This window comes from Pandoraea sp. NPDC087047 (genome assembly GCF_044745225.1).
Taxonomy (GTDB): Bacteria; Pseudomonadota; Gammaproteobacteria; order Burkholderiales; family Burkholderiaceae; genus Pandoraea.
Genome location: NZ_JBIUZU010000003.1, coordinates 542,200 through 551,917 on the forward strand (window position 1 = coordinate 542,200; position 9,718 = coordinate 551,917).

Annotated in this window: 9 protein-coding genes; 5 read left to right on the forward strand and 4 right to left on the reverse strand. The window is 65.5% G+C overall.

Going from position 1 to position 9,718, the window contains the following annotated elements; all coding sequences use genetic code 11:
* Positions 1–69: 69 nt before the first annotated feature.
* Positions 70–915, reverse strand: coding sequence for an SIS domain-containing protein (locus tag ACIPHM_RS07960; RefSeq protein ID WP_400326477.1), 846 nt, complete (start codon positions 913–915; stop codon positions 70–72).
* Between the two features lie 402 nt (positions 916–1,317).
* On the opposite strand from ACIPHM_RS07960, the gene edd reads away from it, so the two are divergent.
* The 5 genes from edd (at position 1,318) to ACIPHM_RS07985 (ending at position 7,363) form a co-directional block, all read left to right on the forward strand.
* A complete protein-coding gene (gene edd, locus ACIPHM_RS07965; protein WP_400326480.1) occupies positions 1,318–3,153 on the forward strand; it encodes a phosphogluconate dehydratase in 1,836 nt (611 codons plus the stop codon).
* A gap of 37 nt (positions 3,154–3,190) precedes the next feature.
* Complete coding sequence (eda, locus tag ACIPHM_RS07970; protein WP_400326483.1) at positions 3,191–3,817, forward strand: bifunctional 4-hydroxy-2-oxoglutarate aldolase/2-dehydro-3-deoxy-phosphogluconate aldolase; 627 nt, start codon at positions 3,191–3,193, stop codon at positions 3,815–3,817.
* Between the two features lie 187 nt (positions 3,818–4,004).
* Positions 4,005–5,360: a GntP family permease gene (locus ACIPHM_RS07975; RefSeq protein ID WP_400326486.1), complete on the forward strand. Its 1,356-nt coding sequence runs from the start codon at positions 4,005–4,007 to the stop codon at positions 5,358–5,360.
* Positions 5,361–5,457: 97 nt separating this feature from the next.
* Complete coding sequence (locus ACIPHM_RS07980; protein ID WP_400326489.1) at positions 5,458–5,991, forward strand: gluconokinase; 534 nt, start codon at positions 5,458–5,460, stop codon at positions 5,989–5,991.
* A gap of 49 nt (positions 5,992–6,040) precedes the next feature.
* Positions 6,041–7,363: a class I SAM-dependent RNA methyltransferase gene (locus tag ACIPHM_RS07985; protein ID WP_400326492.1), complete on the forward strand. Its 1,323-nt coding sequence runs from the start codon at positions 6,041–6,043 to the stop codon at positions 7,361–7,363.
* 99 nt (positions 7,364–7,462) lie between these two features.
* On the opposite strand, the gene ACIPHM_RS07990 is transcribed toward ACIPHM_RS07985, so the two are convergent.
* The 3 genes from ACIPHM_RS07990 to ACIPHM_RS08000 form a co-directional block, all read right to left on the reverse strand.
* A complete protein-coding gene (locus ACIPHM_RS07990; protein WP_400326495.1) occupies positions 7,463–8,557 on the reverse strand; it encodes a hypothetical protein in 1,095 nt (364 codons plus the stop codon).
* A gap of 141 nt (positions 8,558–8,698) precedes the next feature.
* Positions 8,699–9,460, reverse strand: a complete 762-nt coding sequence (locus tag ACIPHM_RS07995; RefSeq protein ID WP_400326498.1) for a 5'-methylthioadenosine/adenosylhomocysteine nucleosidase — start codon at positions 9,458–9,460, stop codon at positions 8,699–8,701.
* Positions 9,461–9,613: 153 nt separating this feature from the next.
* Positions 9,614–9,718 (reverse strand): NAD(P)(+) transhydrogenase (Re/Si-specific) subunit beta (locus ACIPHM_RS08000; protein WP_400326593.1); only part of this gene is annotated, 105 nt, incomplete at its 5' end.

The window sequence follows — 9,718 nt, forward strand, 5'->3', positions numbered from 1 at the left end:
GCGACGCCGATGGAAAAGGGCGGAGCGCTGTCACAGGCTCCGCCCTTTGCATTGTCAGTCGACGTCTCGTCACTTCCCGTCGTTCGACGTGCGACGACGGTTGATGACTTCCTTCGCGCGGGCGAGCTGCGAGGGCAGCCGCTCGCCCAGGCGCAGCGCCATGCCCACGGCAAGCACGTCGCCAATGGCCAGATGCGCGATGCGCGAGGTCAGCGGTGAATACACATCGGTGTCTTCGTCGACGTCGGCAAACAGCGCCACGCTCGCCTGGCGCGCCAGCGGCGAGTTGCTGTGCGTGATCGCAATCACGCTCGCCCCCGCCGAGCGCGCGAGCGTCGCGGCTTCGAGCAGATCCTGCGTGCGCCCGGTGTTCGAGATCGCCACCACCACATCGCCCACGCCCAGCAGCGCGGCCGACATGCCGTAGACGTGCGGATCGTTGTACGCCACGGCTGGCACGCCAAGACGGAAGAATTTGTGCTGCATGTCCTGCGCGGCGATGCCCGATGCGCCCGCGCCGTAAAACTCGATGCGGCGTGCGCCGGCGAGCAGGTCGATGGCTTGTCCGATGCTGTCCGGCGAGAGGTTGTTGCGCACCTGCATGAGGCTGCCGATGGTGCGGTCCAGCACCTTGCTGGCAATGCCGGGGACGGGCTCGTCCGGGCGCACGTCGCGGTGCACGAACGGCACGCCTTGCGCGATGCCTTGCGCCAGACGGATCTTGAATTCGCGGTAGCCGCTGCATCCGACCGCCTGACAGAAGCGCGCGATCGTCGGCTGACTGACGCTGGCGCGCTCGGCAAGTTCGTTCATCGACAGATCGACGACTTCGCGCGGGACGTCCAGCACATAGGTCGCGAGCTTGCGCTCGGACGGGCGCAATTGGGTCAACGCGGCTTCGATTCGATTCAGCATGGCAGACAGGCACCCACAAAAGCAGACGCGCAGCGATGCACGCCGCACGTCATTCCCCATATTGCCGGTGTGCTGTGTCACGCGAGCGCTGGCGTGACACGTACCCGGCTTGTCAGAGGCTCACTATAGCACCCGCATGTGCTCCTGCATTCCCCGGCGCTGCGGCCTGGATACAGGCGTCGACGAGATGACTGTCATCGAAAATGTACAAAAACTACAAAATTACAGGATTCCGTATTGTGAATCGATGTTTCTCGATATGGCATGAACTCACGTAAGTGGCGGAAATGACTCAGTAAAAGCCCCAATGCCGGTTCCTTTCGATTGATGGGATGTAGAATTTCTACTAAACTCCGCTCCCAATCGCCCTCACCCTGGGGGCGTCGCAATCCAGTTCCCGGCATGACGTCAGAGCAAACCAAGTCCCTGCACCCGACCGTAATGGCCGTCACTGCGCGCATTGCCGCGCGTAGCCGCGACACGCGTGCGGCGTATCTGGCTCGCATCGACGCGAGCGCCGGCCGCTTTCCGCAACGCGGCGCGCTGTCGTGCGCCAATCTGGCTCACGGTTTCGCCGCCATGCCGGCCAACGACAAGCTGATTCTGCGCGAGCAGCGTCGCCCGAACGTCGGGATCGTCACGGCATACAACGACATGCTCTCGGCGCATCAGCCGTATGAACACTATCCGGCGCGTTTGCGCGAAGCCGCGCGCAAGCTCGGCGCGACGGCGCAGGTCGCGGGCGGTGTGCCGGCGATGTGCGACGGCGTCACGCAGGGCAATGCGGGTATGGAGTTGTCGCTGTTCTCGCGCGAAATCATTGCGATGAGCACGGCCATCGCCCTCTCGCACAACATGTTCGACGCGGCGCTGATGCTCGGCGTATGCGACAAGATCGTGCCGGGTCTGGTGATCGGCGCGTTGCAGTTCGGTCATCTGCCGACGATTTTCGTGCCGGCCGGCCCGATGGCCAGCGGCCTGTCGAACGACGAAAAGGCCAAGATCCGCCAGTTGTACGCCACCGGCAAGGTCGGGCGCGACGCGTTGCTCGAATCCGAATCGCAGGCGTATCACAGCGCGGGCACGTGCACCTTCTACGGCACGGCCAACAGCAATCAGTTGCTCATGGAAATCATGGGACTGCACCTGCCGGGCGCAGCCTTCGTGCACCCGCACACGCCGTTGCGCGACGCACTCACCGACGCCGCGCTCGCGCGCGTGCTGGCCATCGGCGCCGATACGTCCGACTACACCCCCGTGGGCCACGTGGTCGACGAGCGCGCGGTCGTCAACGGCATCGTCGGCCTGCTGGCCACGGGCGGCTCGACCAACCACACGCTGCATCTGGTGGCGATGGCGCGGGCGGCGGGCGTCATCATCGATTGGGACGACTTCGACGCCTTGTCGGCCATTGTGCCGCTCATGGCGCGCGTCTATCCGAACGGCAAGGCCGACGTGAATCATTTTCACGCGGCGGGCGGCATGGGCTTCCTGATCGGCGAATTGCTCGACGCCGGTCTGCTGCATGACGACGTGAAGACCGTGGCGGGTCCAGGTCTTTCGCGCTACCGCGCCGAGCCCTGGCTCTCGCCCGAAGGGCTGGCGTGGCGCGCGGGGAGCGCCTACAGTGGGGATCGTGACGTCTTGCGCGGTCATGCCGAGCCGTTCGCCCCCGATGGCGGACTGCGGCTCATGCACGGCAATCTGGGGCGAGGTGTCATCAAGGTGTCGGCGGTCAAGCCGGAACATCGGCGCGTGGCTGCAACGGCACGCGTATTTACTTCGCAGGAAGCGGTTCAGGCCGCGTTCGACGCAGGCGAGCTGCATTGCGACGTGGTGGTGGTGTTGCGTGGCCAGGGGCCGCGCGCCAACGGCATGCCCGAGCTGCATCGCCTCACCCCGTTGCTCGGTGTCTTGCAGGACGAAGGGTTCGCTGTGGCGCTCGTGACCGATGGCCGGATGTCCGGCGCGTCGGGCAAGGTGCCCGCCGTGATTCACGTGTCGCCCGAGGCGGCAGGGGGCGGCCCGCTCGCCCGCGTGCGCGACGGCGATCTGATCGTGCTCGACGCGAACGCCGGCATGCTGCACGCCGAGGTGTCCCCGCAGGCCTGGACCGATCGCGAGATCGCGCCGGTGCCGGCCTCGGGCGACGACACCGGACGTCTGCTCTTCGGCCATATGCGTGCGGCCGTGGGCGCGGCAGAGACGGGCGCTTCCGTGTTCTTCGGTACTGAGTGACGGGTTGCCACCCGTCACGGCATTCAAGGAAAACGTAATGGACATCAATGACATCGTTCGTGCCGGCCCCGTGGTTCCGGTGCTCCAGTTCGATAACGTCGAGCAGGGCGAGCACGTCTCGCGTGCGCTGCTCGCGGGCGGCGTGCGAGTCCTCGAAATCACGCTGCGCACTCCGGCGGCGATGGACGTCATCCGTCATGTGGCGGCCTTGTCCGACGAGTTGATCGTAGGCGTTGGCACGCTTACGCGCCCTGAGGAAATGGCGCAAGCCGTGGCCGTCGGTGCACGCTTCGGCGTCTCGCCGGGCTACACGCCTGCGCTGGGCGCTGCCGCCCAGGCCGCAGGCCTGCCGCTGCTGCCGGGCGTGGTCACGCCCTCAGACATTCTGGCGGCGCTCGCCGATGGCTACGAGACGGTGAAGTTCTTCCCGGCCGAGCCCTCGGGCGGCGTGCCGATGCTCAAGGCGCTGTATGGCCCGTTCCGCAACGTGCGTTTCTGCCCGACGGGCGGCATCAGCGCCGAGTCGGCACCGTCGTATCTGGCGCAACCGAACGTGGTCTGCGTGGGCGGCTCGTGGCTCACGCCCAAGACGCTGGTTGACGCGAAGGACTGGAGCGGCATTACGCGTCTGGCCCGTGCGGCGAGTGCACTGCCGCGCGCGTGAGAGTTTGAGGTCGCGCCGCGGCGATATCTGGCGACGTCGCGACCCCACGACCCCGCGACGCAATGACGCAATGACGCAATGACGCAACAACGGCGGGGCAATGCCGGCTTCATCGAATAACAGGATTCCAATAAACGGGCGCGAGCCCAACGGGCATTCGCCCATCTAGCCAAACGAGGAGACCCCCATGGTCGCGGTGCAAGGCAACTTGCTGCTGGTGTACGCGCTTGTCGCGGTAATCGCGCTGATCGTGCTGATCGCGCGTTTCAAACTGAATCCGTTCATCACGCTGATCGTCGTCTCGCTCGTGCTCGGGCTGGCGGTGGGCATGCCCATGGGCGGCATCGTCAAGGCATTCGAGACCGGGGTGGGCAATACGCTGGGGCACATCGCGCTGGTGGTGGGGCTTGGCACGATGCTCGGCAAGATGATGGCCGAGTCCGGGGGCGCCGAGCGCATCGCGCGCACCCTCATCGGCTTCTTCGGCGAGAAGAACGTGCATTGGGCGATGGTCGTGATCGCGTTCATCGTCGGTCTGCCGGTGTTCTTCGAGGTCGGCTTCGTGCTGCTGATTCCGATTGCGTTCAACGTCGCGAAGCGTACCGGCACTTCGATGGTGCTCGTGGGTATTCCAATGGTGGCGGGCCTGTCGGTCGTGCACGGTCTGATTCCGCCGCACCCCGCCGCGCTGCTGGCCGTGACTGCCTACAACGCGGATATCGGCCACACCATCATGTACGCGCTGATCGTCGGCATTCCGACGGCCGCCATTGCCGGTCCGCTCTTCGCGAAGCTCATGGCGCGTTACGTGGTCCCCAATCCCGATAACCCGCTGCTCGCGCAGTTCGTCGACGAAGACCGTCCGCTCGACAAACTGCCGGGCTTCGGCATCACGCTGTTCACGATTCTGCTGCCGGTCATTCTGATGCTCATCGGCAGTTGGGCCGACCTGTTCTTCGCACCGAAGACCTTCGCCAACGATTTTCTGCGTCTGATCGGTAACTCGGTGATGGCGCTGCTCATCGCCACGCTCGTGAGCTTCTTTACGTTTGGCAAGCAACGCGGCTTCAATCGCGACCAGATCCTGAAGTTCACCAACGAGTGTCTGGCGCCGATCGCGACCATCACGCTGGTGGTGGGAGCGGGTGGCGGTTTCGGGCGTATCCTGATGGACAGCGGCGTGTCGAAGGCCATCGTCGATGTGGCGACGAACGCCAATCTCTCGCCGCTGCTGCTGGGCTGGCTGGTGGCGGTGCTGATCCGTATCGCAACGGGCTCGGCCACGGTGGCCATGACGACCGCGTGCGGCATCGTCGCACCGATCGCGGCGGCTGCCGGGGCGACGGTCAAGCCGGAGCTGATGGTGCTGGCCACGGGCGCGGGGTCGCTGATTCTGTCGCACGTGAACGACGGCGGCTTCTGGCTGGTCAAGGAATACTTCAATATGACCGTGCCGCAGACCTTCAAGACGTGGACGGTTTGCGAGACGATCATCTCGGTCGTGGCGTTGTTGCTCACGCTCGGCCTCGCAGCAGTGGTGTGAGGTAGCGATGCAGGGCGGGCAACGAGCGCAGCACGGGCAAGACGAGCAACATGAGCAACACGCTGGCGTGAACCAGCACGGAACAAGGAGACGAGCCATGATCGTCGTGGTAATGGGCGTATCGGGCAGCGGCAAGAGCACGGTCGGGCAAATGCTCGCCGAGCGTCTGGGCTGTGGGTTTTCCGACGCAGATTCGTTTCACAGTGCTGCGAACATCGAGAAGATGCGTCGCGGCGAGGCGCTCAACGACGCTGACCGCGCACCGTGGCTTGCCGCGATTCGCGAGGCCATCGTCGCGCGCCGGGTGGCGGGGCGTCATCATGTGTTCGCGTGCTCGGCGTTGCGCTCGCGCTATCGGGACGTGCTCGGCGAACACGACGGCGACGTCGTGTTCGTCTATCTCAAAGGGGCGCCCGAAGTCATTGGCGAGCGTCTTGCCTCGCGCTCGGGGCATTTCTTCGATCCGGCACTGCTGCAAAGCCAGTTCAACACGCTCGAAGAGCCGCACGACGCGCTCATCATCGACATTCGCGAGTCGCCCGAGGCCATCGTCGACACCCTGCTGCACAAACTCGCCGCCTGCCCCGGTGGCGCACCGCTGACGTCGGCCGGGTCGGCGCGCGTACAATAGCGTTTTATCCCCTCCGCCGGCACGTCGCGTGCTGGTCGTACGCATCGAAATGGCTTCCTTCGAATTCTTCGCGCCCTGTCCTCGCGGACTGGAAGAGGCGCTTGCCGCCGAACTGGCAGAACTGGGGCGTCTGGCCCCGATCTCGGTGGGCAAACAGGTGCCGGGTGGCGTGCATTTCGCCGGTCCCTGGGCCGCCGGCATGGCGGCCAACCTGCATTCGCGCATCGCGAGCCGCGTGCTGCTGCGCGTTGCCCAACAGGGATATCGCACCGAACAGGACATCTACGACTTCGCGCTGAATCAGCGCTGGGAAGAGTGGTTCGGCTATCAGCAGACGCTGCGCGTGGACGTCACCGGCATCAAGGCGCCGGTGCGCAGTCTCGAGTTCGTCACGCTGCGCATCAAGGACGCCGTGTGCGACCGTCTGCGCGAGAAGACTGGCGCGCGTCCGAACATCGATACGATGCAGCCCGACGTGCGCGTCTTCGCGTTCCTGACGGCAACCGACGCCACGCTCTATCTCGATACCTCCGGCGAGCCGCTGTTCAAGCGTGGCTGGCGTCTGGACAAGGGCGCGGCCCCGCTGCGCGAGAATCTGGCCGCAGGCATTCTGCGACTGGCGGGCTGGCGCACCGACACGGCTGCCGACATGGTGCTGTACGACCCGATGTGCGGCAGCGGCACCTTCCTCGCGGAAGCCGCGCAGATCGCGCTCGGCGTGCCTGCGGGCGCGGGGCGTCGCTTCGGTTTCGAGAAGCTCAGGGGCTACGACATCACCGCATGGCAGGCGCTCAAGGTGCAGGCTGCCGATGCGCAGCGCGATGCGCGTGTGCGCGGCGTGCCGGCGACGATCTTCGGCAGCGATATTTCGGGCGACATGCTGGTCAAGTCGCGGGCCAATCTGGAGCGCGCGGGCGTGGGCGACATCGGCCTGAAGCAGGTGGATGCGCGCGATATGTCGCCGCCGGTGGATCGTCCGGGGATCATCGTGGCGAACCCGCCGTACGGCGAGCGTATCGAAGTGCGTGGCCGCCGTGCCCCGCGCGACGACGACGACGGCTATTCGCCCGACGTGCAGGGCAATCGCGGCGGCGGCTTCCAGCGCAATCAGCCGGATGGTGTCGACGCGGCGTTCTTCAAAGCTTTTGGCGATGCGCTCAAGCAACGCTTCACCGGCTGGAGCGCGTATCTGCTCACGGCGGACATGAGCCTGCCGGGCCAGATGCGCCTGCGTGAGTCGCGTCGCACGCCGCTGTATAACGGCGCGCTCGAATGCCGTCTGTTCCGCTTCGACCTGATCGCAGGTTCCGTGCGCAAGCGCGGGGAGCGCGATGGGGAAGGCAACGCCGAGGGCGGCGAAGGACAGGCATAAGCGCAGGCGACGGCACGAGCGCATCGCCGTCGTTGCGGGTGCATGACGTCAAAAAAAGACCGGCCACAGGCCGGTCTTTTGCTTTGTGCAACGCAAGCGCTATCTGTCCGCATCGGGTGACGCCACGCCGGTGTCCAAATGCGGCGCGGGCGACGACGCCCCGGCGCCCTGCGCGGCGCGACGTGCTTCGCGTCGAAGCGCAGCCAGGGTCTCGAGACGCTCGTGCAGATCGCTCGGCGCGACGGGTGCCCGCTGGGAATCGCAGGCTACGTTTTCCGGGTCGGACAAATCGCTCTCGTAGTCGACGCCCACGCGCGGAGAGTATCCCGTCGCGTCCAGACCGCCGACCATGGTGACGTCCCGAAGCCACCGCTCCGTGTCGCAGGTAATGCCGTTGGTCGACACGATGTCGTCGGTGATAAGCCCGGCGCGCAGATCGGGATGAACCTGCCAGTTCCCCTCGTGCACCTCCCAATGCGGCCAGATATGACCGCCTGCGCCGTAGTGACAATAGGCGAGCGCCTGATAGCCTTTGCGACAGGTGTTGCGCAGGGCGTAGCAGTTCGGACGGTCAAGCGTCGCGACGTCGAGCAGTTGTCCCAGGCTCGCCGGTTCGTAGGCCATCGTGCTGTAGAAGAAGACCCACCGGTTGGTCGTGTCGATCACCCATGGCACCGCGACGTCATGTCCGAACGTTTGCAGAATGCGCAGCGTCAGGATGTCGTCGGCCACGTGAACTTCCGCTTCGCGTGTCATGACGGAACGCGCCCAGGCGTTGAGCGTCGGCGTGGCTGACATCCGCTCGAAGATCGACCAGCCGGTGGGCCGCGGGAGCAACCGTCGTACGAGGTCGATGGCGATATCCTCCGGCAGGCCGGTGTCTCTGAGCGCGTCGATGGTCACTTCATGGTCTTCGAGCACCGCCAGCCGCCGCAACGCAATGGCTTGGTCCGCGTTGCGCGCAGGCGCCCCGGTGGTCGTCTTGCCGATGCGAGACTCCACGTCCGCTCCGAACACGCTGTCCGGATGCGCCGCCGCCAGCGTGAGCGCCTCCTTCGTCGGATTGCACTTCGGATTGAGCGACCGGAGATGCACCATGTCGCCCCAACTCATCGACCGGTAGATCGGTTCGAGTACCGGGGAGTTCAGGCTGCCCATCGGGCTCGGCCCCGCGCATTGATCGTGCACGTTCATCGACTACCTCCTTGCGGAAAATGTCAGAGGCGACATTGTCCGGAAGGACGCCCGCGCGCGATGTCGAGATCGCGCGCCGGAGTGTCCAAACGGTGATCGATAGGCAGGGGGCCGACGCTTGCCGAGGTTCTTTGCGCTGGATTACGTGTGTCGTGCCGTCAGGAAGCGACGCAGGATGCCGTGCGAATAGTGGCTCGCCACATCGCGCAAAAAGCGCGCGAAGTCCACGTGTGCAGTGTCGTCGGCCGCATCGGAGAGCGTACGCATCACTGCGAACGGGATGCCGTACTCGTGGCACACCTGTGCGACGGCGGCGCCTTCCATTTCCACGGCGAGTGTCTGGGGCAGAGCGTCGCGCAGGCGGCTGACTTCCTGTGCGCTGGAGACGAATCGATCGCCGCTCGCAATCTGTCCGACGTGCACGCGCGGTGCCGTCATCTGCCATTCGGCGCGCAGTTCGGGGCTCACTTGCGCAGCCATCTCGTCGGCGAGCCAATCGCGCGCGGCCTGCGCGAGGGCGTCGCGCAAGGACGCTTCGGCGTCGAACGTCGCGCGACGGAGCAGCGGGATCTCGAAGCGCGGGAAGATGGGGCTGGCGTCCATGTCGTGCTGGATGAGCGTGTCGGCCACGACAACGTCGCCAACGGACAAGCCATGCGCCAGGCCGCCCGCCACACCGGTAAAGACGATTTCATCGACGTGGAAACGATGAATCAGGGCCGTGGTCGTGGCCGCTGCCGCGACTTTGCCCACGCGTGCGAGCACGATGACACAGTCGTGCCCGTGCAGCTTGCCCACGTGATAGTCGCGCATGCCGATGTGCTCGACGTGGGCGCCGGGGGCCATCTCTGCGAGCAGATCGGCGATTTCTTCATGGAGAGCGGCGACGATGCCAAGCGTCATGATGCGGAACTCAGGTGCGGGAGGTTGCGGGGGGAGCGTTGTCGCGGGAGGTTGCGCGATATCGCGTAATGGAGCGCGCATTGTAGCGCGGGGCTGCACCCAGTGATGGCGTGCAGCCCCGCGTTGACGTCAGCTCGGATGAAAGCCGTTGCGCTATTCGACGGCCTTGACCATCTCCTCGACGACTTTCTTTGCGTCGCCGAACACCATCATGGTCTTGTCGAGATAGAACAGCTCGTTATCCAGCCCGGCGTAACC